At 66.5% G+C, this 21,794-nt stretch carries 24 protein-coding genes and 1 pseudogene; 8 read left to right on the top strand and 17 right to left on the bottom strand.

What is annotated here, in order from left to right; genetic code table 11:
* Nucleotides 1-3: 3 nt before the first annotated feature.
* From ACSQ9A_RS39505 to ACSQ9A_RS39460, 10 genes are all read right to left on the bottom strand, one after another.
* Nucleotides 4-717 (bottom strand): response regulator transcription factor, encoded by a 714-nt coding sequence (locus ACSQ9A_RS39505; protein ID WP_436308127.1) that lies wholly within the window; start codon nt 715-717, stop codon nt 4-6.
* A complete protein-coding gene (locus tag ACSQ9A_RS39500) occupies nt 714-1,490 on the bottom strand; it encodes an HvfC/BufC N-terminal domain-containing protein (RefSeq protein ID WP_436308126.1) in 777 nt (258 codons plus the stop codon). Before ACSQ9A_RS39500 ends, ACSQ9A_RS39505 begins: the two co-directional genes overlap by 4 nt.
* Nucleotides 1,474-2,331 (bottom strand): MNIO family bufferin maturase, encoded by an 858-nt coding sequence (gene bufB, locus ACSQ9A_RS39495; RefSeq protein ID WP_436308125.1) that lies wholly within the window; start codon nt 2,329-2,331, stop codon nt 1,474-1,476. Before bufB ends, ACSQ9A_RS39500 begins: the two co-directional genes overlap by 17 nt.
* Nucleotides 2,332-2,419: 88 nt before the next feature.
* Nucleotides 2,420-3,382 (bottom strand): YeeE/YedE thiosulfate transporter family protein, encoded by a 963-nt coding sequence (locus tag ACSQ9A_RS39490; RefSeq protein ID WP_436308124.1) that lies wholly within the window; start codon nt 3,380-3,382, stop codon nt 2,420-2,422.
* Entirely contained in the window at nt 3,382-4,029 is a 648-nt protein-coding gene (locus ACSQ9A_RS39485) for a carbonic anhydrase (protein ID WP_436308123.1), read from the bottom strand. Before ACSQ9A_RS39485 ends, ACSQ9A_RS39490 begins: the two co-directional genes overlap by 1 nt.
* A gap of 23 nt (nt 4,030-4,052) precedes the next feature.
* On the bottom strand, nt 4,053-5,189 hold the full coding sequence (locus tag ACSQ9A_RS39480) for a patatin-like phospholipase family protein (protein ID WP_436308122.1): 1,137 nt from the start codon (nt 5,187-5,189) through the stop codon (nt 4,053-4,055).
* A 16-nt stretch (nt 5,190-5,205) separates the two neighbouring features.
* The gene (locus ACSQ9A_RS39475; protein ID WP_436308121.1) at nt 5,206-5,988 is read right to left on the bottom strand and encodes a 3-hydroxybutyrate dehydrogenase; all 783 of its coding nucleotides are present in this window, start codon (nt 5,986-5,988) and stop codon (nt 5,206-5,208) included.
* 9 nt (nt 5,989-5,997) lie between these two features.
* On the bottom strand, nt 5,998-7,341 hold the full coding sequence (locus ACSQ9A_RS39470; RefSeq protein WP_436308120.1) for an NAD(P)/FAD-dependent oxidoreductase: 1,344 nt from the start codon (nt 7,339-7,341) through the stop codon (nt 5,998-6,000).
* A gap of 15 nt (nt 7,342-7,356) precedes the next feature.
* Nucleotides 7,357-7,833 carry a DoxX family protein gene (locus ACSQ9A_RS39465; RefSeq protein ID WP_436308119.1) on the bottom strand — a complete coding sequence of 159 codons (477 nt, stop codon included), beginning with the start codon at nt 7,831-7,833 and terminating at the stop codon, nt 7,357-7,359.
* 28 nt (nt 7,834-7,861) lie between these two features.
* Nucleotides 7,862-8,167: a BufA1 family periplasmic bufferin-type metallophore gene (locus tag ACSQ9A_RS39460; RefSeq protein WP_436308118.1), complete on the bottom strand. Its 306-nt coding sequence runs from the start codon at nt 8,165-8,167 to the stop codon at nt 7,862-7,864.
* 309 nt (nt 8,168-8,476) lie between these two features.
* Here ACSQ9A_RS39460 and ACSQ9A_RS39455 point away from each other — a divergent pair, with 309 nt between their 5' ends.
* Entirely contained in the window at nt 8,477-8,869 is a 393-nt protein-coding gene (locus ACSQ9A_RS39455; protein WP_436308117.1) for a hypothetical protein, read from the top strand.
* 154 nt (nt 8,870-9,023) lie between these two features.
* On the opposite strand, the gene ACSQ9A_RS39450 is transcribed toward ACSQ9A_RS39455, so the two are convergent.
* The 6 genes and pseudogenes from ACSQ9A_RS39450 to ACSQ9A_RS39425 form a co-directional block, all read right to left on the bottom strand.
* Complete coding sequence (locus tag ACSQ9A_RS39450) at nt 9,024-9,494, bottom strand: DM13 domain-containing protein (RefSeq protein ID WP_436308116.1); 471 nt, start codon at nt 9,492-9,494, stop codon at nt 9,024-9,026.
* 12 nt (nt 9,495-9,506) lie between these two features.
* Complete coding sequence (msrA, locus tag ACSQ9A_RS39445) at nt 9,507-10,241, bottom strand: peptide-methionine (S)-S-oxide reductase MsrA (protein WP_436308115.1); 735 nt, start codon at nt 10,239-10,241, stop codon at nt 9,507-9,509.
* Nucleotides 10,242-10,261: 20 nt separating this feature from the next.
* Nucleotides 10,262-10,711: pseudogene (locus ACSQ9A_RS39440) on the bottom strand (thioredoxin family protein); the annotation flags it as partial.
* Between the two features lie 260 nt (nt 10,712-10,971).
* A complete protein-coding gene (locus ACSQ9A_RS39435; RefSeq protein ID WP_436308114.1) occupies nt 10,972-11,223 on the bottom strand; it encodes a pentapeptide MXKDX repeat protein in 252 nt (83 codons plus the stop codon).
* Nucleotides 11,224-11,310: 87 nt separating this feature from the next.
* Nucleotides 11,311-12,102: a molybdopterin-binding protein gene (locus tag ACSQ9A_RS39430; protein WP_436308113.1), complete on the bottom strand. Its 792-nt coding sequence runs from the start codon at nt 12,100-12,102 to the stop codon at nt 11,311-11,313.
* On the bottom strand, nt 12,099-12,725 hold the full coding sequence (locus ACSQ9A_RS39425; RefSeq protein ID WP_436308251.1) for a cytochrome b/b6 domain-containing protein: 627 nt from the start codon (nt 12,723-12,725) through the stop codon (nt 12,099-12,101). Before ACSQ9A_RS39425 ends, ACSQ9A_RS39430 begins: the two co-directional genes overlap by 4 nt.
* A gap of 97 nt (nt 12,726-12,822) precedes the next feature.
* Here ACSQ9A_RS39425 and ACSQ9A_RS39420 point away from each other — a divergent pair, with 97 nt between their 5' ends.
* Entirely contained in the window at nt 12,823-13,548 is a 726-nt protein-coding gene (locus ACSQ9A_RS39420) for a response regulator transcription factor (protein ID WP_436308112.1), read from the top strand.
* A complete protein-coding gene (locus ACSQ9A_RS39415) occupies nt 13,545-15,008 on the top strand; it encodes a HAMP domain-containing sensor histidine kinase (RefSeq protein WP_436308111.1) in 1,464 nt (487 codons plus the stop codon). Before ACSQ9A_RS39420 ends, ACSQ9A_RS39415 begins: the two co-directional genes overlap by 4 nt.
* A 107-nt stretch (nt 15,009-15,115) precedes the next feature.
* Here ACSQ9A_RS39415 and ACSQ9A_RS39410 read toward each other — a convergent pair whose 3' ends face one another.
* On the bottom strand, nt 15,116-16,501 hold the full coding sequence (locus ACSQ9A_RS39410; RefSeq protein ID WP_436308110.1) for a chloride channel protein: 1,386 nt from the start codon (nt 16,499-16,501) through the stop codon (nt 15,116-15,118).
* Between the two features lie 339 nt (nt 16,502-16,840).
* On the opposite strand from ACSQ9A_RS39410, the gene ACSQ9A_RS39405 reads away from it, so the two are divergent.
* The 5 genes from ACSQ9A_RS39405 to ACSQ9A_RS39385 all read left to right on the top strand — a co-directional run bounded on the left by ACSQ9A_RS39405 (nt 16,841) and on the right by ACSQ9A_RS39385 (nt 21,605).
* Nucleotides 16,841-17,182: a DUF6788 family protein gene (locus tag ACSQ9A_RS39405; RefSeq protein WP_436308109.1), complete on the top strand. Its 342-nt coding sequence runs from the start codon at nt 16,841-16,843 to the stop codon at nt 17,180-17,182.
* A gap of 4 nt (nt 17,183-17,186) precedes the next feature.
* Nucleotides 17,187-18,599 (top strand): ISNCY family transposase, encoded by a 1,413-nt coding sequence (locus tag ACSQ9A_RS39400; protein WP_436308250.1) that lies wholly within the window; start codon nt 17,187-17,189, stop codon nt 18,597-18,599.
* Nucleotides 18,600-18,783: 184 nt separating this feature from the next.
* Nucleotides 18,784-19,095: a DUF1090 family protein gene (locus ACSQ9A_RS39395; protein WP_436308108.1), complete on the top strand. Its 312-nt coding sequence runs from the start codon at nt 18,784-18,786 to the stop codon at nt 19,093-19,095.
* A gap of 149 nt (nt 19,096-19,244) precedes the next feature.
* Nucleotides 19,245-20,504: a putative Na+/H+ antiporter gene (locus tag ACSQ9A_RS39390; protein WP_436308107.1), complete on the top strand. Its 1,260-nt coding sequence runs from the start codon at nt 19,245-19,247 to the stop codon at nt 20,502-20,504.
* A gap of 57 nt (nt 20,505-20,561) precedes the next feature.
* Nucleotides 20,562-21,605, top strand: a complete 1,044-nt coding sequence (locus ACSQ9A_RS39385) for a serine hydrolase (protein WP_436308106.1) — start codon at nt 20,562-20,564, stop codon at nt 21,603-21,605.
* The last annotated feature ends 189 nt before the right edge of the window (nt 21,606-21,794 follow it).

Genomic DNA, 21,794 nt, shown 5'->3' with positions numbered 1-21,794 from the left:
TCCTCAGGGGCGCGGGTCGCCGAACTTGTAGCCCACGCCCCACACGGTCTGGATGTAGTCGGGGTTTCCGGGATCGCGCTCGATCTTGTTGCGCAGGCGGTTGATGTGCGAGTTGACAGTGTGCTCGTAGCCGCTGTGGCTGTAGCCCCAGACCTGGTCGAGCAGCTGCGTCCGGGTATGGACGCGCCCGGGGCTGCGCGCGAAGTAGACCAGCAGCTCGAACTCCTTGGCGGTCAGCTCGACCGGCTTGCCGTCCAGCAGCGCCTCGTGGCGTTGCAGGTCGATGCGCAGGCCTCCGGCCTCGATCAGCTGTTCCTGGCTGGCGGCCGTCTGTGCCGCGGCCTGCTGGTGATCGGCGCGCCGGAATACCGCCTTCACGCGGGCGGCGAGTTCGAGCATGCTGAAGGGCTTGGTCAGGTAGTCGTCGGCGCCCAGCTCCAGGCCCAGCACGCGGTCGAGCTCCGAGGACTTGGCGGTGAGCATCAGGATCGGCGTGTAGCGCGCATGAGTGCGAAGGCGCCGGCAGATCTGCAGGCCGTCCATGCGCGGCAGCATGAGGTCGAGGATCACGAGGTCGTAGTTGCCGGCCTCGCATTCGGCGAGCCCGGTCACGCCGTCGGCGATCAGCCGGCCTTCGCAGTCGAGCTCGCCGAGCTGCAGCATCACGAGGCGGCCGATGTCAGGGTCGTCTTCGACCACCAGGACGCGGCGGGTCATGCCGACACCTCCGTGAAAAGCCCGCGTCCCAGATGGCGCGCGAGCACCGCCATGAGGTCGAAGGCCGGGTCGGCATCGAGCGCGCGCCGGGTCGCGTCGGCCAGGCTGGCCTCGTCGGCCAATGCGCAGAGCCAGCGGCTTTCGGCAAGGCTCAGGAGCCTGAACTCGATCTCCAGCGCGTGCTGCACGACCAACAGGTTCACGCCGCCTTCGTCGAGCGAGATCGTCGATCCGTCATCGAGCGCCTCCGGCTGGTTCGCCTGCCAGATCCGCAGCACCGGATAGCGCGACGCGACGAAGCGCGCGCTGGGCTGCAGGCGAAGGCGCAGCCCGGCCTGCTCGGCCGCCGGCACCTGCGCCAGCCGTTCCAGCGCGAGGGCTGGCAGTTCGGCCTCGTGGTAGGCGCGGTGCAAGGCCCATTCGAGCGCTGCCACGTCCGGCAGGTAGGGCAGGTCCGCGGCCGGCGGATAGGCGCGCAGGAAGCCGGGAAACTCGCCGCCGAAGTCCTGCAGGTTGCTCGAGCGCGAGGGATGCGCGCTGATGCAGGCCTTGGTCGCGTGGCGGAAGAAACCGGTGCCGACGAGGCGCGCGACCACCGGGTAGACGGCGCCCAGCGCGGCGATCAGGCTCTCGAACATGTTGTTGCGGTAGACCTGCAGGCGCTGCCGTGCTGACAGCGGCTCCGTCGGCCGCACCAGCGCAGTCGCGGCCGCACCGCCGCGCAGCAGCAGCGCGTCCATCACGCGGGCCTGGATGTCAGGCAGCGCAAGCATGGCGCAACTCCATCATCGCTTCGGCCTTCGCGGCCTCGGCTACCAGCGCCGCCAGGGCAGGCATGTCGGCGTCCCACTCAACCAGCGTCGGCACCGGGCCGAAGCGCTCCAGCGCAGCCGCATAGAGCGCCCACACCGCATCGGCAACTGGCGCACTGTGCGTGTCGATCAGGATCTCGGCGCCGCCGCCGACGAGGTTGCGCGTGAAACCGGCCAGGTGGATTTCCTCCACCGCCTGGCGGGGAATGGCCTGCAGGTAGTGCCTCGCGTCGAAGCCGTGGTTGTGGGCGCTGACGAAGATGTTGTTGACGTCCAGCAGGATGCCGCAGCCGCTGCGCCGCGCGACCTCGGCGAGGAACTCCCACTCGGGAATCGCCGACGCGACGAACTCGAGGTAGCTCGACACGTTCTCGAGCAGGATGCGGCGCCGCAGGCGCTCCTGCACCTGCTGCACGCGTACGACGACGTGCGAGAGCGCCTCCTCGGTAAAGGGCAGCGGCAGCAGGTCGTTGGCATGGATGCCGCCCACGGAGCTCCAGCACAGGTGGTCGGACACCAGCGCGGGGTCCAGCATGTCGATGAGTTCGCGCAGGCGCGCGAGGTGCGGCTCGCTCAAGGGGTCGACGGAGCCGATCGACAGGCCCACGCCATGCAGGCTTAGTGGATGGCTCTGGCGCGCGAGCTTCAGGAAATGCAGCGGCTTGCCGCCCCGGCCGAAATAATTCTCGCTGTGCGCCTCGATGAAACCCACGGACGGACGCGATTCGATGAACTCGACATAGTGCTCGGGCCGCAGGCCGATGCCGGCGCACCCTGTCAGCGATCTCAAGGACTGGTTCATCATCACCTCCTCGGTCACGAGAATTCTAGGCAGCCGCCCGCGCGCTGCGGGACGCGTGATGAAAATGTGAACATTGGCCACCGCCGCTTCAGCGCGGCCGCGTCCACACCTTGCGCGCCAGCAGCGCCGCGACGATCGAGGCGCACATCGCGAGGAAGGCCACCCAGGCATAGGGCCACAACAACGGCATCCCGACCAGGATCAGGCCGTCGTTGCCGCCGGGGATCAGCAGGCTGCCCCAGCCCATGAGCACGCCGCCCGCCAGGCAGCGCAGCAGCTGCGCGGCCGTGACGCGCGTGCTGCGAAAGCGGCCGGCCGTCCAGCCGCCCCAGACCGCGCCGAGCAGCAGCGCCAGCAGCAGCAGGCAGCGCGCGCTGAGGCTGGCGGCCATGCCGCGCGCCAGTTCGGCCAGCACGTCGGTGTAGGCCCAGGCGCCTACCAGCAACAGCATGAGCACGAAGGCGATGCCGATCACCGTGGTGGCGGCATGCGGCGACCAGATGCGCGCAGCCAGCGCGTCGCGCACCCGCAGCCCGCCCCTGAGCGGCCGCACCAGGCGCCAGGCCACGAAAAGCAGGAACAGCAGTGCCACCCACGCGGGCGCCTGCAGCACCGGCGAGCCGTCGACGAGCTCGCGGTGCGTGCCCGCCGCGAAGAGGGGCCCGACGCTCAGGCAGCCCAGGTAGAAGCCGAGCGGCGTGGCCAGGTAGGCCCACTCGCCCGAGCCGAAACGCGCAATGGCGCCGAACACGCAGGCCTGGTTGACGAAGGCGCCGAAGCCCAGCAGCGCGCCGCCCAGCACTGTCCAGCGGTTCAGCGGGTAGCCCGGCGGCATGGCCGGCAGGAGATGCAGGGCCTGTGCGACGAGCAGGCCGCCGGCCACCCACAGCGAGGCCTCGCCAAGGCTCAGCAGGCGGCGCGAAGTGCGCTTGTTGACGATCTCCTCCATGGCGGCGACGGTGCAGGTGGCGCCGCGCTGGATCGCGAAGCCCATCACTGCAGCGCAGAAGGCAGCGACCGCGAACGCGAGGCTGGCGAGCGCGATGTCCATCAGCGCACCCCGACGGCGTTGTGGAACTTGCAGACCTCGTGCATCGCCTCGTCGTTGTCGATCGCGCCGGTCTGCGGAAGGATGTGACCGCTGTTCAGGTCGAACACCCATCCGTGGATACTCGGTCTGCGGGTGTTCTCCCAGGCTTGCTGGACGATGCTGGTCTTGCCCAGGTTGTAGACCTGCTCGATCACGTTGAGCTCGACCAGGCGCCGGAAGCGTGCCTCTTCGTCCAGCGGCGCCAGCTGTCGCGCGAAGTACTGCTGCGTGTCCTTCAGCGTGCGCAGCCAGTTGTCGATGAGCCCGTGCGAGGCATGGCCCATCGCGGCCTTCACGCCGCCGCAGCCGTAGTGGCCGCAGACGATGATGTGCCCGATCTGCAGCACATCGACGGCATATTGCAGCACCGACAGCAGGTTCATGTCAGTCTGCACCACCAGGTTGGCGATGTTGCGATGCACGAACATGTCGCCGGGCTGGGTCCCGGTGATGCGGTCGGGCGGCACGCGGCTGTCAGAGCATCCGATCCAGAGGAAGCCCGGATGCTGCCCTTCGGCCAGCTTGTCGAAGTAGGCGGGGTCGATGCGCAATTGCTCCTCAACGAAGCGCCCGTTGTTGCGCAGCAGCTGCCCGATGCGATCGATCATGCGGTCCCCCTTTTCTTCCAGGCTCAGCGGTGCTCGATCACGCCCTCGATGGGATCGGCCGCAGCCTGTTCCCAGGGCGTGCGTCCGATCATGCGCAGCGTGTCGGCGTAGCCCGCCTGCCGGCGCGTGCGGATGCCCGTCGGCGTGAAGTCGATGTCCTTGGTGTGGTCCTCGCCCTCCACGCGCGGCGCGACCAGGTGCACCACGTGCATCGTCGTCCCGCAGCCCCAGGAGGCCAGCTCGCGCACCTTCGGGTTGGCCTGCTTCGCGGCCGGGATTTGCTTGTGCAGCTCGCGGATCACGTGGCGCAGCCGGTGAATCTGCTTCTGGCGCGCGATATGGCTGTCGGCGCGGCTGGCGAACTGGATATCCTTGTGGCGCGCCATCACCTCCCAGATCGACCCGGGCTCCGGCGCGGTCTGGTGCCATACGTTGACGGCGAAGATCACCGCGTCCCGGCGCGGCTTGTCGTCGAGCACGGCCTCGATCGGCGTGTTGGAGTAGATGCCGCCGTCCCAGTAAGGTTGGCCGTCGATGCGCACCGCGGGAAAGGCCGGGGGCAGGGCGCCCGAGGCCATCACGTGGTCGACGCCGAGCGGCTCGCGACTGGTGTCGAAGTAGCGCATCTCGCCGCTGCAGGCGTTCACGGCACCGACGGTCATGCGCGTGTGGCACTGGCACAGGTACTCGAAATCCACCAGCGACTGCAGCGTCCCGCGCAGCGGCGCCGTGCTGTAGTAGGAGGCCGCCTCGACCCCGAGTGGCGCGGCCGAGCCGCGCAGCGCATGCAGGTTGGGCGTGAAGAAGTCCGGAATGCCGCGCATCACGGTCGCCATGTTCGACACCATGTTGCCCAGGCCCATCCAATCGGGGACGCGAGTGGTGGGCGTCGACGCCTGCATCAGGTCCCAGAAGGCGTTCAGGCGATCGAGGCGGTGCTCCGGGCTGTTGCCGGCGATCAGCGACGCGTTGATGGCGCCGATGGAGGTGCCGATGACCCAGTCGGGCTCGATGCCGGCTTCGTGCATCGCCTGGTAGACGCCGACCTGGTAGGCGCCGAGCGCGCCGCCGCCCTGCAGCACCAGAACGACCTGGCCGGGAAGTTCGCCGTTGCGGCCGCGGTTGCCGGCCGCGGCGCGCGGCTTGCGTGAGTTCGTCATGGTCTTCTTCCTCTGTTCAGTGCAGCGTCCAGCCGCCGTCCATGGCCAGCGCGGTGCCAGTCATCGAGGCGGCCGCGTCGGACGCCAGGAACACGGCCAGCGCCGCCAGCTCCTCGACCTGGATGAACTCCTTGCGCGCCTGGTGAGACAACATCACATTGCGCACCACCTCCTCGGGCGAGATGCCGTGGGCCTTGGCCTGGTCGGCGATCTGCTTCTCGACCAGCGGCGTCTTCACGTAGCCGGGGCAGATGGTGTTGGAGGTGACGCCGAACTCGGCGAGCTCGACCGCCACCGTCTTGGACAGGCCGATGAGCCCATGCTTGGCCGCGACATAGGCCGACTTGAAGGGCGACGCGGTCAGCCCGTGCGCCGAGGCGACGTTGATGATGCGGCCGAAGCGGCGCGCCTTCATGCCTGGCGCGACGGCCTTGATGACGTGGAAGGCCGAGGAGAGGTTGATCGCCATCACCGCATCCCACTTGTCGTCGGCGAACTCCTCGATCGGCGCGACATGCTGGATGCCGGCGTTGTTGACCACGATGTCGACCTTGCCGAACTCGGCCTGGGCGAACTCGACCATCGCACGCACCTGCTCGGGCCGGCTCATGTCGGCGCCCGAATAGCGCACCTTGATGCCGAACTGGCGCTGCAGCTCGGCGCGCGTGAACTCGATTTCCTGCGCGTCGCCGAAGCCGTTGAGCAGGATGTCGGCGCCGTTCTGGGCCAGCGCGCGGGCGATGCCCAGTCCGATGCCACTGGTGGAGCCGGTGACGATGGCGGATTTCTGCTTGAGCATGGAAGGCTCCTAGGGTTGGGGTTGGGGTTGGGGTTGGGACGGCTGAACGGTTTCGGCGACGGGCCGTGCCACGTCCACGTCGGCCTCGCTGGTTCGCGTAAAACGCAGGTGCGTGATGTCGGCCGCGAAGAACATGCTCCACGTCCATTCGAGCCAGATGCGGACCCTGCGGCCCGCCGTAGGCATCAGGAGCAGGTAGTAGGCGCGCCATAGCAGCCAGGCCGGCAGTCCGCGCAGGCGCAGGCCGAACACGCTGGCCACGCCTTTCAGGTGGCCAGTGGTCGCCATCATTCCCTTCGATGCGTGGCTGAAGGGTTGCGTCGCACGGCCCTCGATGGCGGCGACGATGTTGCGCGCCAGCGCGCGCGCCTGCGCCACGGCGAACTGCGCGGTCGGCGGCGCGAACTGCTGCGTCACGCCATTGCGCACCAGTGCGCAGTCGCCAAGGGCCCACAGCCCCGCTGCCCCCGGGATCGACATGTCGGGCGCGGTCTCGATCCGCCCGCGCTGCTTGGGGACTGGCAGGCCCCCGACCAGCGGATTGGGCCGGGTGCCGATGGTGCAGATCACGGTCGCGCCGGCGATGGTCTCTCCGCTCGCCAGCCTCACGCCATCGGCACTCACTTCGGCGGCGCGCGCGTTGAGCCGGACGTCGATGTGCCGCGCGCGCATCGAGCGCGCAGCGGCCAGTCCCAGCGATTCGGGCAGCTCGAGCAGCAACCGATCGGCGTTCTCGATCACCGTCACCTTGAGTTCCTCCGCCTTGACCCGCGGGTAGTAGCGGCCGGTGCCGCGCAGGAAGTCGGCCAGCGCGCCGGCCACCTCGACGCCCGAAAAGCCGCCGCCGATGACGATGAAGTGGCCGAGCCGCCGCCGCACCGCCGGGTCGGCTTCGAGCTCGATGCGCGCGATGCGCTGCAGCACGCGGTTGCGGATGAACATCGCGTCGCCGACCAGCTTGAGCGGCAGCGCATGCTCGGCCAGCCCGGGCACCAGGTCCAGATTGGCGCGCGTGCCGAAGGCGAGCACCAGGTGCTCGTAGGCGATGTCCTGGAACCCGGCGAGCGTGCCGGCACGCACGCAGCGGCGATCGGGGTCGATGCCGGTGACGCGTCCCATGACGAACTGGCTGCGCGTGCCTGCGCGCAGCATCTGACGGATCGGCGCCACCACGTGCTCGGGGAAGACCGAGGCGCCCACTACCTCGGCCAGCATCGGATTGAAGGTGGTGTAGCTCTCCTCGCTGACCAGCACGACGCGCCATCCCTGCGGCAGCCGCGGCTCCAGCGAGCGCGCCAGTGTCGTGCCGGCGAAGCCGCCGCCGACGATGACGATGTTCTTCTCAGTGGACATGGCGCGCTCCCGGGGTCATGACGCGCGCAAGCGCCGTGCGACCAGATAGTCGAGCGACAGCTTGCCCGGCCCGTGCAGCAGGGTGACCAGCAGCAGCATGCCCCAGGTCTGGTGATCGCGCAGCCCCACATCGCCGAGGTCAGGATAGGAGACGACGGCAATGATGTTGAACACGAAGAGAACGAAGGCCGAGAAGCGCGTGCCCAGTCCGATCACCAGCAGCACCGGGAAGAGCAGCTCGACGCCGGTGCCCAGGAAAGCTGCGACCTCCGGCGGCAACAAGGGCACCGCGTACTCGTTCTCGAACAGCGAGATCGTCGATGACCAGGTGGCGATCTTCGTCAGTCCCGACTTGAAGAACACGCTGGCAACGAAGAGCCGCACGGCGAGATCGACCGCCGGCGAGAGCGCCTGGAGGCCGCGGCTGGCGGCGCGGAGCCGCGCGATCGCGCGTGAGCGCAGGTCGGCACGGGCGGCGTGCCTGGAAGGCATGGGGCCTGCGTAGTGCACGGCGGACTCCTCAGCCCTTCTTCGCGGCGGCGGCGCCGCCGTGCACGTTCTCGGGCTTGTTGGTCACGGTGCCGCCGGCGATCCGCGCGCAGGTGCCCTTGGCGACGTAGATCCAGGCTTCCGGGTCGCGGTCCGCCGTCGAGGTGCCGGCGCACGAGCTCTTGCTCGTGCCGCAGTCGTTGCTGCCGGCCTTGACGATGCCGGCGCATTTCTCGGTTGCGACCTTCTGCGCGAAGGCCCCGGTGCTGGCCGCGCCGAGGCCCAGCGCGAGCAGGCTGGCGATGGCGCCGTGGACCAGTTGATGGTTTGCGTTCATTTGAAACTCCTGTGGACGGTTGAGGTGGAAGACTTGGCGGATCGGCTCGACGCTGAATCGCATCGGGTACCGCTCCGGAAGCAAGTCTGGCCACCGCGTCTCACGCGGCCATCAATGAAAGCTCACGATTCGGTCACATGCTGCCCGCGGCCGCGACTCGCTGCGCCGGCAGGGCTGCCGGCGCAGCCCTGTCGCGACAGGAGAGTGCCCCTCGCTTGCGGCGCGCCTCGTGCATTCCGTGCTATGGCACAGTTCGGCCAGCAGCGGAAGTTCGTCACGGCCCTCCAGTTTTCCTGAGGAGGCGTGTTTTTGGCACTTCCAGCCTTCTGTGCAGTGGACGGCAAGCATCCGTTCAACTTCGTCCCCCAGCTCCAAGCTATGACGCCTGAAGAAAGCAAAGCCAATCAAGGGATTCTCGAGGGTGTTGAGGCGCTCGGTGGCGGCTACGGCCAGAAGCGGTCCTTTGCAGCGACCGTTCAACAGGGCGAACGCCTCCATACTGCGCCTCGTTCCACCATGACTGAAGTCAGCCGGCTATCATCAGCCAGGCGCCGTGAGCTACTTGAAATCGAGGTTATGACTCAATCGGCTGAACAGTGGCATTGGGATCGGCTGAATGCCCCGCCAGCCGACAGCGAATTTGCACGCCCAGCCAAAGGCTCCGCCGCGTCGGAGCCGTCACTGTTCTGGCCGACTCCTTGAGTGGACTTCCGTGGGTACGCGCCAGACCTCAGGCGTCGAGTCGCCTGTGTGCAGGGCAGGGCCCGCGTTGCGCTGTTCCAGAAGTGAACAAGGTTTCTGGGCCAGTGGCGCCGCGCATCCGCTTGCACTTAGCGCGCGACCTCTAACAACGCCATCATCGGTACTGAGCCGCGGTGATGAACTGGCCGAACGATTCGCACCAGACGATGACCGTGTTGTAGGCCGTCGGATCGGCCGATGCCGGCATCGGCACGATGAAGTTCTCGAAGGTCTTCACGTCGCCTACGCGCAGCATCTTCGGCTTCAGCCGCAGGAAATCGGCCTCGGTCTGAACGAACTCCGGCGCGAGGTAGAGCTTGTAGTCGGGCCCGGGCGCAACCCTGCCTTGCAGTGACACCGCGCTGCGACTCACCGCCACCGTGCCTTCACCCCAGTGCAGGGCGTCGCTGTCTGTAAGGTCGCGCCTGAACCGGCCGGTGAACTGTGCTTGGGCGGCCAGTGCAGTGACCTCGGCCTGCACGGGTGCCGGCGGCGCTGTAATGATGGGCAAGGCATAGATGCCCGCGCCGAAGCTCAGGGCCGCCACGACCGCGTGCGAAACGATCAGGAGGAGAATCTTCTTCATGCGTTGATCGCGCTACTGCAGGGTGCCGGTGGCGCCCACCAGCACAGGTTCAGCGCGATAGCGTTCGGGGAACACGCGCTTCAGGTTGCCGACCTTGGGCAGGTCGTTGATTACGATGTAGGGTTGCCGCGGGTTGCGCGTCATGTAGTCTTGGTGATACGCCTCCGCCGGGTAGAAAGTCTTCGCCGGCTCGACGGTGGTGGCGATCGACTTGCCGAACACCTTGGCTTTGTCGAGCTGCGCAATGTAGGTCTTGGCCACTCGCGCCTGCTCGGCATTCTCCGGAAAAATCGCCGAGCGGTACTGCGTCCCGCTGTCCGGCCCCTGGCGGTTCAGCTCGGTCGGGTTGTGCGCCACCGAAAAGTAGATCTGCAGCAGTTGTCCAAAGCTGATCTGTCGCGGATCGTAGGTGATACGAACGGCCTCGGCGTGGCCAGTCCGGCCGGAACCGATTGCCCCGTACTTGGCCGTGGCTGCGTCGCCGCCGGCATAGCCCGACACGGCGCTGGTCACGCCCTTCACGTGCTGGAAGACACCCTGCACGCCCCAGAAGCAGCCGCCGGCGATCACGGCCGTCTCCGATGCCGCGCCTGGCGCGACGGCCAGATCCTCCACAGCTGCTGGAATGACCACGGCTGCCTCCGCTGCGAGCGAGGGCATGGCATGCCACACCGCCATGCCGCTGAGGAGCGCGAGCGCGGCAAGTGCGAGACGCCGCGGCGAACTGGGGTTCGATGGACTCTTCATATCGGCTTTGCTTCCTTGCGTGCTTCTTCCAGGAGTTGCTGGATAACCTGCTCCGATTTTTCATATTCGCCTTCGCCGAAGCGATGAAAGCGGATGCGACCCTTGGCGTCGACGAAGTAGTGCGCCGGCCAGTAGCTGTTGCCGAAGGCGCGCCAGATGGTGAAGTTGTTGTCGATCGCCACCGGAAACGCGACCTCGAGCCTGTCCACCGCGCGCTTCACATTGTTGATGTTTTTCTCGAAGGCGAACTCGGGTGAATGCACGCCGACCACGACCAGGCCCTGGTCTTTGTACTTGCGGTGCCAGTCGCGCACGTGAGGCAGCGCATTCAGGCAGTTGATGCACGAGTAGGTCCAGAAGTCGACCAACACCACCTTGCCGCGAAGCGCTTCGGCGGTGAGCGGCGGCGAGTTGAGCCATTCGACGGCACCGGTGAGCGGCGGCATCGCCCCCTCAATCGGAAGCGTTGGGAGCCGAGCGCTGGACGCATTGTCCTGGACGGTCATGAATCCTCTTCGCACGGGCGCCGCCGGGCGCAGCGCCGCAGCCGGCGCGTGTTCCATGGAGGGCGGGCGAAGTCTCTGGGACAGGCTCATCCCGATCGACGCGCCGCCACTGCCCGACGACCGCTGCGCGAGCAGGCCGGTGTCGGTGCCGAGCGCGACCGCCGTGACGCCGGCCAGAAGGATGAACAGGATCACGATGGATCTCCGTCGGAGCGCTGTGGCGGCTACTTCTTCATCTCGTCCTTCTTCATCTCGTCCTTCTTCATGCTGTCCTTGGCCATCCCGTCCTTCTTCATGCCGTCCTTCTTCATGCCATCTTTCGCCATGCTGTCTTTCTTCATGCCGTCCTTGGCCATTGAATCCTTGGCCACGCCGTCCTTGGCCATGCCATCCTTCTTCATCTCGTCCGCGGCAAAGGCCGAGACGGAGCCGGCGGCCATGCAGGCGGCCAACAGTGTTGCGGTGAGCTTGTTCATTTCAGTGTCCTCTAGGGTCAGGTTTTAAATGGCACGGTTCAAGAGAACACGGCCGCGCGTTTCAACAACGCCGGGTCCGCCATGGACTCAGCTGCCGCCGAACCAGTTGTAGCCCTGGTCTTCCCAATAGCCGCCAGGGTAGGTGTTGGTGACGAAGATCGCCTTGATGTGCTTCGGATTCTTGTAGCCAAGCTTGGTAGGCATGCGCAGCTTCATCGGGAAGCCGTACTTGGGCGGAAGCGGCTGGCCGTCGTAGCTCAGCGTGAGGAGGGTCTGCGCATGCAGCGCCGTGGGCATGTCGATGCTGGTGAAGTAGTCGTCGGCACACTTGAAGCCGACGTACTTCGCGCTCGTGTCGGCGCCGACCCTGCGCAGGAACTCGGCAAAGGGCACGCCGCCCCACTTGCCGATCGCGCTCCAGCCTTCCACGCAGATGTGCCGCGTGACCTGGTCCTGCTGCGGCAAGGCGCGCAGGTCGGCCAGGGCCCAGTTGCGCTTGTCGGCGACTAGGCCGGTGACTTCGAGCCTGTAGCTCGCCTCGTCGACCTCGCGAACCTCGTCCTCGCCGTAGTATGCGTTGAACGGAAACGGCCGCGTGATCATCGAGTCGGGATAGGTTGGCGCGAGCTGGTTCGGGTCGAAGATCCAGGCTTGCGCGGCGTCGTTGAAGCGCGAGATGCGCATGAGGGCCGCTTCGACCGTGCTGTTGTCGCTGATGCTGCACCCGCTGAGCAGCGAGAGTCCACCCAGCGTCAGCGAGCGCTGCAGGAAGGCGCGGCGCTCGGGCGCTTCGATGCGGCGGCCGATCAGCTTTCTCGCTTCGGCAAGCGCTGCCTCGCCGTCGACACCGACCAGGGCCGGACGCTTGAAGACCTTCATTGCTTCTCTCCCCCGTGGGCGCTCAGCATCGTCAGCAAGGTGCGCGGAACCAGCGCGACCATCACCAGGTGCACGGCTACGAAGGCGACCAGCGCAGCCATCGCGAAGAAGTGGATCCGGCGGGCGAATTCGTAGCCGCCCAGCAGCTCGCGCAAGAACGCGAACTGGACAGATTTCCAGAGCACCAGGCCCGACAGGACCAGCAGCGCGATGTCGAGCATCACGAACAGGTAGGCGAAGCGCTGGACACTGTTGTACCGGTGGGGATCGGCGTGCGAGAGCTTGCCCTTCAGCGCGGCGAGTGCATCGCGCCAGATGCCGGCCGGCGAGAGGGGGAAGAATTTGCGGAACAACCGCCCGCTCGCAACGTTCAGCGCCAGGTAGACGAGGCCGTTCGCCGCCAGCAGCCACATCGCGGCAAAGTGCCACTGCAGCGCGCCGGCGAGCCAGCCGCCGAGAGTGATCGATGATGGGAACGAAAAGGGAAACAACGGCGAGGCGTTGTAGATCTGCCAACCGCTGGTGACCAGGATCAGCACCGCGAATGCGTTGAGCCAATGCGTGATTCGCATCCAGATCGGGTGGATCGAAGCGTTGGGGCGGTGCATGGCGTCGCGGTTCATGGGCGCATTGTTGGGCGCACCAGGTGGCCGATTCATCACGAAGAGTTCAATTAATCGTGATAACCGCACCGGCGATATCGCGGGACAATCCGCGGGGATGGAATCCGCCAAACGCATCCTGATCGTCGAAGACGATGCCCACATCGCAGAGCTGCTGCGCATGCACCTGCTCGACGAGGGCTATGCGGTGGAACACGCCGCTGACGGGCATGCGGGCCTGCGCGAGCTCGAGCGCGGGAGCTGGGACGCACTGATCCTTGACCTCATGCTGCCGGGCGTCGACGGTCTCGAGATCTGCCGCAGGGCGCGCGCGATGACACGCTACACGCCGATCATCATCACCAGCGCGCGCTCCAGCGAGGTCCACCGCATCCTGGGTCTGGAGCTCGGTGCGGATGACTATCTCGCCAAGCCCTTTTCGGTGCTGGAGCTGGTGGCACGGGTGCGGGCGCTGCTGCGGCGCACCGACGCGCTGGCGCGCAATGCCCGCATGGAATCGGGCCGGCTCGATCTCGGCAACCTGCGCATCGACCCGGTCGCACGCGAGGCCGAGGTCGACGGCAAGCCGGTCGAGCTGACGCCGCGCGAGTTCGACCTGCTGCACTTCTTCGCACGCCACCCGGGCAAGGTGTTCTCGCGCCTGGATCTGCTCAACCAGGTGTGGGGCTACCAGCACGACGGCTATGAGCACACCGTCAACACGCACATCAACCGGCTGCGCATGAAGATCGAGGCCGACCCTGCGCAGCCGCGTCGCATCCTCACCGTGTGGGGACGCGGCTACAAGTTGTCCGCTTCCGAGGCGGAAGAGAGAGACGCATGAGTGTTCGGGCCAACCTGTCGCAGCGGCTGTCGGTGGTGTTCGCGGTGCTGCTGCTCGCCTGCTGTGGCGCCTCGGCATGGCTGCAGATGGAAGCCAACGTGCGTCACGAACAGGAAGTGACGCAGCGCCTCTCCAGCGGCCTCGCCGCGCACATCGCCAGCAACTCGACCTTGATGGGGCGCGGCGGACTCAACGAGGCCGCGGTGCGCGACCTCTTCGACAAGCTGATGGCGGTCAATCCGAGCGTGGAGGTCTACCTGCTTGCACCGGACGGCCGTATCGAGGCGCAGGCAGCTCCGCCGGGACACCTGAAGCGCAACCAGGTGGACATCGCGCCGATCCGGCGCCTGCTGGCCGGCGAGCCGCTGCCCATCCTGGGCGACGACCCGCGCAGCGACGCTGTTCGGAAGGTGTTCAGCGCTGCACCATTGCGCGTCGACGGCCGTGACGCCGGCTATGTCTACGTGGTGCTGTTCGGCGAGGAGCGCGACGCGCTGGCCGCCAACGTCGCCGCCAGCAGCGTGCTGCGCACCACGCTGTGGTCGATGGGCTTGGTGGCGCTGCTTGGCCTGCTCGCGGGGTTGGCCGCCTTCCACTTGATCACCCGCCCCCTGCGCGAGCTGACGGCCGCGGTGCGCAGGTTCGAAACGGATGGCGTCGACGCGTTGAAGAGTTCCGTGCCAGCGCCCGGACTGGCGCGCCAAGGCAGCGACGAGATCGCGATGCTCGGCCAGGCTTTTGCGCAGATGACGCAGCGCATCGCCGAGCAGTGGCGCGAGCTGACCCTGCAGGACCAGCAGCGGCGCGAGCTGTTCGCCAACATCTCGCACGACCTGCGTACGCCGCTCACCTCGCTGCACGGCTACCTGGAGACCCTGCTGGTCAAAGCTGATTCGCTGAACACCGCCGACAGCCGCCGCTACCTCGAGATCGCTCTGGCACAGAGCCGCAAGGTCGCGCGGCTGGCTCAAGAGCTGTTCGAACTGGCACGCCTCGAGTACGGCGTCGTCAAGCCCGAGAAGGAGAGCTTCGCGCTGGCCGACCTCGTGCAGGACGTGTTCCAGAAGTTCGAGCTGGCGGCGGAGGCGCGGCGCCAGCGTCTGGTGCCGGACATCGCGCCGGGACTGCCGGTGGTGACCGCCGATCTGGGAATGATCGAGCGCGTGCTGACCAACCTGCTGGACAACGCGATCCGGCACACGCCGGAAGGAGGCGAAATCGTGGTCCAGTTGCGGCAGCAGAAGGAGGGTGTGCAGGTCGAGATCAGCGACACCGGTCCGGGCATTCCCAGCGAGCTGCGAACAGTGCTCTTCACGCGTCCCGCATTCTCTTCGGGCGGAGGCCGCGGCGGCGGCCTCGGGCTCGTGATCGTGCAACGCATCCTGCAACTGCATGGCAGCGACATCCGGCTGCTTCCGCGGCCCGACAAGGGCGCGGTGTTTTCCTTCCGTCTAACCTAGGAGAAGGCGGCGGCGAAGCGCACGAAAGCCTGCGGCCCAATTTCATTGGTGCAACTGGCAATCACGCCGCTCAGGATCTGTAGGGCCGCGCGCCAAGCAAGGCAGCACTACGCGAGCGGGCGCTCCGGAGCGGACGTCTCTTCGCTGGCCTCTGGCTGCGACGCCGTCACAACCGGCGCCGGCGAGCCTATCGCGCCACCCACCATGTGCTCGGCCAGCGATTCATAGAGGGGCCGGCTGATCATCCGCGAGACCAGGCTGGCCAGCATGGCTGAAGCCATCAGACTCAAAACCATCGAATGGCCATCGACCATCTCCATCACGATGATGAAAGCGGTGAGCGGCGCCTGCGTCACGGCGGCGAGAAATCCGGCCATGCCCATGGCGATCAATGCAGGTCCGAGCCCGGGGCCGGCAAGCTGGGAGATCCCGTTGCCGATCCCGGCTCCGATCGACAACGCGGGCGCGAAGATGCCGCCCGGCACGCCACACCAGGCGGTGAGCCAGGTTGCGATGAACTTGAGCAGCGTATAGAGCGGCGAGAGTTCGTCGTGCCCGGCCAGCATCCGTTTCACGGCTTCGGACCCGGCGCCGAAAGTGACACCACCGGTCACCAGGCCGATCACCGCCACCGTGAGGCCGCCAACCGCAGCGAAGCGCACCGGCCAGCGCGCGCGGACGCGATTCAGCCGCTCGGGCGCGCCGGTGAGCGAAGCGATCAGCAGCCGCGCGAACAAGCCGCCTGCCACTCCCGCCGCCATCGCCACCAGCAGGCCCGGCCCCAGTGCGTCCCAGCTGATGTGGGGAACCCTGATGACGCCGAAGTAGCTGAGGTTGCCGAAGGCCGACACCGCAACCAGGCCGGCCAGCACAATCGCCGTGATGATGAGGCCGCTCGCGCGCGCCTCGAGCCGGCCCGACAACTCCTCGATCGCGAACACGATGCCCGCGAGCGGTGCATTGAAAGCGGCGGCGATGCCGGCCGCACCGCCTGCGACCAGCAGGGCGCGCGCGTCGATCGACGTACCGGGCGAGAGCCAGCGCCTTGCATGTTGCATCACGCCGGCCGCGACCTGCACTGAAGGGCCTTCACGGCCGATCGACAGGCCCGCGGAGAGCCCTGCCACCGCGAGCCCGATCTTCGCGACCGTCAGTCGCAGCGACACCAGCAGGTTGCGTCGTTCAGGCGGCAGCGCCGGATGCAGCGCGGCCTTGACCTGGGGGATGCCCGAGCCGGCAGCGCCCGGGAACCAGCGTCTCGTTGTCCAGACGATCGCCGCCGTGGCGAGCGGCGTCCAGAGCAGGATTGCCCAGGGTTGGGAGCGGTGCAGGCTGTGGAATAGCCCGAAGACCCAGTCGCTCGCGATCGTGAACGCCACCACGAACAGGCCCGCGGCCACCGCGTAGCCAAGAACGATAGCGCGGTCGAGCCAGACGCGGCCGCTGGAGAGCTCGGCGCGTAGGTTCTGCAGGAAATCGGGTTCGCGGTTCATCGACGTTCTTCTACACGATCGCCTGGAGTCGGACTGCACCGCGGCCGGGCCTCGTTGGTCCATGCACGACAATTCCGTTGGCGTTTCATAGGGGCTCGTGACTGTGACTCGGGAACAGGATTAGCTACTTTGCGGCGCAAAAATCCGGACGCCGTTGACGGCGAGGACGCGTGGCGCTGAGACCGCGATTTCTGCATGGGTGAGCAGCTCGCTGGGAATTTTGGCGCATGGCCCTCTTGAGGGTGGGCACTGTTGCTGGCTTGGCACGCGTAGGTCTGCGAACTATTGACAGGTCGCAGTCGCTTGGTTACCTTAACCTATATGAGGGGTAAGGTTCGCTTGATCGAAGAGCTTGAGCAGGCCGCACAGTCCATGGTGCAGGGCTCCCTGTCCGAAGTCACCCGGCAGTGCGGCGATCCGTCGTGCGCCTGCGCAACGGATCCGGCTCGTCGTCACGGGCCGCACCTGTACCTGAAGTTCACGGCCGACGGCAAGGCGAGTTCGGTCTACGTGCCCCCGAGGCAAGCGCAGTCGCTCAAGGACGCGCACGGCGCGTGGGTGCGATTCCAGGAGGTCGCCACCGAACTGGCGACGGACAACCGCGAGCAGTTCTTGCGTGCGTTGGCACGCGAGAAGGACAAGAGCCGGGCGCGCCGGGCCAAGGTACCCAAGAAGGCCTGACGTGATCGAACGGCATCGTCGCCCGCTCAGCACCGCCGATGACTGGATCGCTGAGCAGGCCGACGGGCTGTGGGAAGACTGGATGCGCCACGTCGACCAGGTGCTTGCCGACGCGCAGCTCGTGCAGCTGGTCTACGAGGTGCTGGCGCGCCGCTGGACGCACAGCCTCACGCGCGGGCGCAAGGGCACGCCCGCGGAGGTGGTGCTGCGACTGCTGCTGCTCAAGCACATGCGCAACTGGAGTTACGCCGTCCTCGAGCGCGAGGTGCGGGCCAATCTCGTGTACCGCCACTTCACCCGGGTTGGTGCGGGCAAGGTCCCTGACGCGAAGACCTTGGGCAAGCTGGGCTTGGCCCTGGGGCCGGACGTGGTCGAGCAGATCCATCGGCGCGTGGTGACCATCGCCCAGGAGCACAAGATTGTCCAGGGCCGGCGCATGCGCGTGGACACCACCGTCGTGGAGACCAATATCCACTACCCGACCGACGCCTCGCTGCTGGGCGACGGCGTACGCGTGCTCACGCGCACCATGAAGAAGATCGAACAGCTGACCGCGGCGGGCGCGAAGCTGCGCGATCGCATGAGGAGCACTCAGCGCTGTCTGGTGCACATCGGCCGCGCCAGCCGCAGCTTCCGCACCGATCAGGGCAAGGAGCGGCTACGCCAGTGCTACGGACGGCTGCTGACCATCACCAGCCGGGCGGTCGGCCAGGCCAAGCGCTTCGTGCGCGAGGTGCAAAACGGCATCAAGGCCGGCACGTGCGTTATCACGCAGGCGGCCATCGAAGCGCACAGCGACGATCTCCAGACAATGATCCCGCGGGTGCAGCAGGTCATGCGCCAAACGAGGGAACGCCTGTTCCAGGGCAACACGCATTCGCCCGGCAAGCTCGTCAGCCTGTTCGAGCCCCACACGGAGATCATCCGCAAGGGCAAGGCCTCCAAGCCCACCGAGTTCGGCAAGATGGTGAAGATCCAGGAGGCCGAACAGCAGATCGTCACGCATTACGAGGTTTACGACGAACGGCCCAGCGACACCGACTTGCTGGTCCCGGCGATCGACGTGCACCAGCAGCAGTTCGGCCGGCCGCCGCGATTGGTCACCGCCGACGCCGGCTTCTTCTCGCTGCGCAATGAGGTTGTCGCGCGCGAGCGCGGCGTCAAGCGCGTGGCGATCCCCAACCTCGGCACCAAGAGCGCCGAGCGCCGCAAGCTGCACAAGAAGCGCTGGTTCCGCAGCGCGCAGAAGTGGCGCACCGGCTGCGAGGGTCGCATCAGCCTGCTCAAGCGCCGCCACGGCTTGAACCGATGTCGCTACAAGGGGGCCGCCGGCATCAAGCGATGGGTCGGACTCGGCGTCATCGCCGACAACCTGATCAACATCGGCATCGCCCTGGCATCGCCGGCCGCGCCATAGACGGCGTCATCGCACCGCCCCCCAAACAATCCCGACTCCCGATGCAGCCCTCAGATGGCTGCCTTCACCTGCGCCCGCTCACCCCCTCAGCGCCCGCTCGGATTTTTGCGCCGCAAAGTAGCTAAGCTAGCAAACTCCAGGCCGCATCAGGTCTACGTCTGGCATGTTCGTGAAATCAAGCTTGATGATCGTCCCGCTGGGATTGACCGTCGCTGCGTTCGCGCGACCGATCGGGCAGATAGGCGAATCCGATTGCAAGGTCGAAGAGGCCGCTCTCGAGCGGAACATCGATCTCGCGCGCTCCAAAGGTCAGCTGCTCGGGCGACGGCAACTTGCCGAAGTGTTGAGCGCGCTGCGGGCCCGCTGCCAGACCCTCGCTCCGCCGCAGACCCGCGCGGCCGGCGTCGAGAAGCTGGAGCAGGAGATCCGTGACCTGCGGCTCGAACTCGATCGCGCAGAGGAATTGCTGCGCAAGCTGAAGGCGCAGGGGCCGTGACGGCTCGCTTCGCCGTCGGGCAGAACTCCGCCAGACGGAGCCGCTGGTTTCTCAACGTCGTTAAACTGCCCATGGGTGTCCGCATGGGGTGGTCGGACAGGTTCAGCGCTGGTCGGGCCGCCGCGCGGCCGTTCTACGCCTGAGAACCGATGCCTCAACACACGATTGAGCTGATTGCCGCCGGCCTCTTTGCAGTCGCGCTCATCCACACCTTCGCAGCCAAGCAGTTCGAGAAGCTGTCGCACAGCTTCCCCCGCCATGCAGGCGTTTTCCATCTCTTGGGCGAGGTGGAGGTTGTCTTTGGCTTCTGGGCTACCGTCCTGGTGCTGGCCATTGCCGTCATCAGTGGCGGCGACCAGGCATTGGCGTATGCCGAATCGCGACAGTACACGGAGCCCTTGTTCGTCTTCGTGGTGATGGTGGTTGCGGCCTCTCGGCCGATCCTGCAGGCTGTGGTGAGCGCCGTAGACCTCGCCGCTCGCCGTCTGCCGGTGCGCACATCAGTGGCCACAGCCTGGCTCGGGCTGGCCGCCGTCCCTCTGCTGGGGTCCGCTATCACGGAGCCGGCGGCCATGACCATTGCAGCGCTGATGCTCGCCCCGCAGGTTTTCAGGCCCGACGTCCCCGAGCACGTCAAGTACCTTGCCTTGGGGGTGCTGTTCGTGAACGTATCGATCGGCGGCACGCTAACGTCCTTCGCAGCGCCGCCGGTGCTGATGGTCGCTTCGACCTGGGATTGGGACTCCTCCTTCATGCTGGTCACCTTCGGCTGGAAGGCGGCCATTGCCGTTGTTGTGAACGCGAGCGTCGCGACGGTGGCGCTTCGCCGCCACCTTGATGCCAAACTGGCGCCGCCCAATCAATCCAAGCAGGAAGCGATTCCGATGGCAGTGGTTGCCGTACACCTGGGTTTTCTTGTCGCTGTCGTGGCGCTGGCTCACCATCCAGTCGCGTTCCTGGGACTGTTTCTGTTGTTCCTCGGCTTTACCCAAGCCTACGAGCGTCATCAGAATCCGCTCATCATCAAGGAAGCGCTTTTGGTGGCTTTTTTCCTCGCAGGTCTGGTGGTGCTCGGCGGAATGCAGCAGTGGTGGCTTCAGCCTCTCGTGTCGAGCATGTCGCCCCAGGTGCTCTTCTTCGGAGCGACCGCTCTCACCGCGGTGACCGACAACGCGGCATTGACGTACCTTGGCTCTCTCATCACGGGAATCCCCGAGGAGGCGAAGTACAGCCTGGTGGCTGGCGCGGTAGCCGGAGGCGGATTGACCATGATTGCGAATGCGCCAAACCCCGCCGGGGTGGCGCTCCTGAAGCGAGGGTTTTCCGACGAGACGATTGGCGCGGGCGGGCTATTTCTGGGAGCTTTGCTTCCGACGCTGGTCGCAGTGGCTGCGCTTATCCTCCTGTGATCCGGCAGAACTGGCATGGCCTTGTCGAATCATTGCCGCAGTCGCTCAGGGCGGAGCATGTCGCAATTCCTCATGGCTGCAGTTCTCACGCTGGCGGCCGCGGGCTCGGCGCATCCGCAGTCGCGCAAGGAAGTGCGAGACGGTTGGCAGCTGTCGTCGCCGAGCGAGCAGGGACTCGACGTTGAGCATCTGAACGAGCTGGTGCGTGGGCTCGAATCGAAAGAAAAAGCTATCAGGAGCGTGGTCATCGTGCGTCACGGTCGGCTTGCCTTTGAATACTACCGAGCCGGCCTGGGACCCTCGAGCTTGCATGACATGCGCTCCGGGACCACGAGCGTGGTGTCAATGCTGGTGGGCGTCGCACTTCAGAAGGGGTTCATCAGAAGCGTCGACCAGCCTATTGCTGACTTTCTGCCGGAAGCGCTCGACGAAGGCGTCGACGTCAGGGTGCGGACGATGACCCTTGCGCACATTCTGACCATGACAGCCGGGTTCGACCCTGCGATCAAGCAAGTCGGCAAGTGGGCTTTTCCTGTGGATTTCGCTCTTCAACGACCTTTGGTCAGCGACCCCGGTACCACGTTCAGCTTCAACGCGGGCACGGCTCATTTGGCGGCAAGGGTGTTGGTCAGCGCAACGAGGACGAGCGTTTCGCAATTCGCGCGGAAGGAGCTCTTCGGACCGCTTCGGATCCAGCGCTACTTGTGGCGAATCGATCGGCCAGGCGGCGAACTCGGCTACAGCGGTCTGGAGCTCACTGCGCGCGATATGGCGAAGCTCGGCCAGTTGCAACTGCAGATGGGTTCTTGGGAGGGCGCGACACTGATGGCACCCGATTATGCCGAGGCAGCTACCCGCAAACAGTCCAACGGGGGGCCGCCGATCAACTGGGGTTACGGCTATGCATGGCGGGTCGCGCCTACGCTCAGCCTCCCGGCGCCGTACATGGCGGGAGCAGACGACGGCCAGCGGATCTACGTGAATCCGGGCATGAGACTGGTAGTCGTCGTGACGTCAGATTCGACGGAGCAGCGTGGAAAGAGCCAAGGTCAAGCCGATGACGCCATCACCGACATTGTTCTTCGTGCGGTCAAACGGTGAGCGCCCGTTCAGGTCCGATGCTTCTCGAATGGAGATCCCGATCAGGCGCCGGCCCCGACGGTTGCAGAGACAGCAGCGAATGCCTCGCGCAGCTCACTCGCGACGATCGACGCGTGAACTCGGCGGGGCAGACTGTACGCCTGGGCTTGCAGGTCTCCGAAGACATGTGGCCGCCGCCGCACCACGCGG

It is taken from the genome of Variovorax sp. LjRoot290, assembly GCF_964253985.1.
Classification (GTDB): domain Bacteria; phylum Pseudomonadota; class Gammaproteobacteria; order Burkholderiales; family Burkholderiaceae_C; genus Variovorax.
Note: the sequence above shows the minus strand (reverse complement) of the source record. Positions and strands in the feature narration are given on the sequence as shown.

Excerpts from the sequence above, each read along its gene's own strand:
- ACSQ9A_RS39505 (WP_436308127.1), bottom strand. The coding sequence starts at position 717 with ATGACCCGCCGCGTCCTGGTGGTCGAAGACGACCCTGACATCGGCCGC.
- ACSQ9A_RS39485 (WP_436308123.1), bottom strand. The coding sequence starts at position 4,029 with ATGATCGATCGCATCGGGCAGCTGCTGCGCAACAACGGGCGCTTCGTT.
- ACSQ9A_RS39470 (WP_436308120.1), bottom strand. The coding sequence starts at position 7,341 with ATGTCCACTGAGAAGAACATCGTCATCGTCGGCGGCGGCTTCGCCGGC.
- ACSQ9A_RS39415 (WP_436308111.1), top strand. The coding sequence starts at position 13,545 with ATGAGTGTTCGGGCCAACCTGTCGCAGCGGCTGTCGGTGGTGTTCGCG.
- bufB (WP_436308125.1), bottom strand. The coding sequence starts at position 2,331 with ATGAACCAGTCCTTGAGATCGCTGACAGGGTGCGCCGGCATCGGCCTG.
- ACSQ9A_RS39395 (WP_436308108.1), top strand. The coding sequence starts at position 18,784 with ATGATCGTCCCGCTGGGATTGACCGTCGCTGCGTTCGCGCGACCGATC.
- msrA (WP_436308115.1), bottom strand. The coding sequence starts at position 10,241 with ATGAAGAGTCCATCGAACCCCAGTTCGCCGCGGCGTCTCGCACTTGCC.
- ACSQ9A_RS39420 (WP_436308112.1), top strand. The coding sequence starts at position 12,823 with ATGGAATCCGCCAAACGCATCCTGATCGTCGAAGACGATGCCCACATC.
- ACSQ9A_RS39385 (WP_436308106.1), top strand. The coding sequence starts at position 20,562 with ATGTCGCAATTCCTCATGGCTGCAGTTCTCACGCTGGCGGCCGCGGGC.
- ACSQ9A_RS39475 (WP_436308121.1), bottom strand. The coding sequence starts at position 5,988 with ATGCTCAAGCAGAAATCCGCCATCGTCACCGGCTCCACCAGTGGCATC.
- ACSQ9A_RS39465 (WP_436308119.1), bottom strand. The coding sequence starts at position 7,833 with ATGCCTTCCAGGCACGCCGCCCGTGCCGACCTGCGCTCACGCGCGATC.
- ACSQ9A_RS39435 (WP_436308114.1), bottom strand. The coding sequence starts at position 11,223 with ATGAACAAGCTCACCGCAACACTGTTGGCCGCCTGCATGGCCGCCGGC.
- ACSQ9A_RS39430 (WP_436308113.1), bottom strand. The coding sequence starts at position 12,102 with ATGAAGGTCTTCAAGCGTCCGGCCCTGGTCGGTGTCGACGGCGAGGCA.
- ACSQ9A_RS39390 (WP_436308107.1), top strand. The coding sequence starts at position 19,245 with ATGCCTCAACACACGATTGAGCTGATTGCCGCCGGCCTCTTTGCAGTC.
- ACSQ9A_RS39410 (WP_436308110.1), bottom strand. The coding sequence starts at position 16,501 with ATGAACCGCGAACCCGATTTCCTGCAGAACCTACGCGCCGAGCTCTCC.
- ACSQ9A_RS39490 (WP_436308124.1), bottom strand. The coding sequence starts at position 3,382 with ATGGACATCGCGCTCGCCAGCCTCGCGTTCGCGGTCGCTGCCTTCTGC.
- ACSQ9A_RS39425 (WP_436308251.1), bottom strand. The coding sequence starts at position 12,725 with ATGAACCGCGACGCCATGCACCGCCCCAACGCTTCGATCCACCCGATC.
- ACSQ9A_RS39500 (WP_436308126.1), bottom strand. The coding sequence starts at position 1,490 with ATGCTTGCGCTGCCTGACATCCAGGCCCGCGTGATGGACGCGCTGCTG.
- ACSQ9A_RS39480 (WP_436308122.1), bottom strand. The coding sequence starts at position 5,189 with ATGACGAACTCACGCAAGCCGCGCGCCGCGGCCGGCAACCGCGGCCGC.
- ACSQ9A_RS39450 (WP_436308116.1), bottom strand. The coding sequence starts at position 9,494 with ATGAAGAAGATTCTCCTCCTGATCGTTTCGCACGCGGTCGTGGCGGCC.
- ACSQ9A_RS39460 (WP_436308118.1), bottom strand. The coding sequence starts at position 8,167 with ATGAACGCAAACCATCAACTGGTCCACGGCGCCATCGCCAGCCTGCTC.